The organism is Burkholderia sp. A9, from assembly GCF_000801975.1.
In genome coordinates this window covers 1-354 of record NZ_JSZN01000087.1, presented here as the reverse complement: position 1 = coordinate 354, position 354 = coordinate 1, and the positions used below count along the sequence as shown (strand labels likewise).

General features: G+C 62.7%; 1 pseudogene. It reads left to right on the top strand.

Going from position 1 to position 354, the window contains the following annotated elements:
• Window positions 1-77 precede the first annotated feature (77 nt).
• A pseudogene (locus tag PI86_RS15565) lies at window positions 78-354 on the top strand (electron transfer flavoprotein subunit alpha/FixB family protein); the annotation flags it as partial.

Below are 354 nucleotides of genomic sequence, written 5' to 3'. Positions count from 1 at the left end.
GAAGGTGCCGGACGTGAAGACGCTGGTCGAGAAGCTGAAGACCGAAGCCAAGGTGCTGTAAGAGGGAGCGGAAAGAAATGACGATACTGGTGATTGCAGAACACGGCAACGCGTCGATCAAGGCCGCGACGCTGAACACGGTGGCAGCGGCGGCCGAAGTTGGCAAATTCGTCGGCGGTGACATTCACGTGCTGGTCGCGGGCCACAATGCGCAAGCGGCGGCCGACGCGGCGGCGAAGATCGCAGGTGTTTCGAAGGTGCTGCTGGCCGACGCGCCGCAACTGGCCGCAGGCCTGGCGGAAAACGTCGAAGCGACCGCGCTGAACATCGCGAAGGACTATTCGCACATCCTCG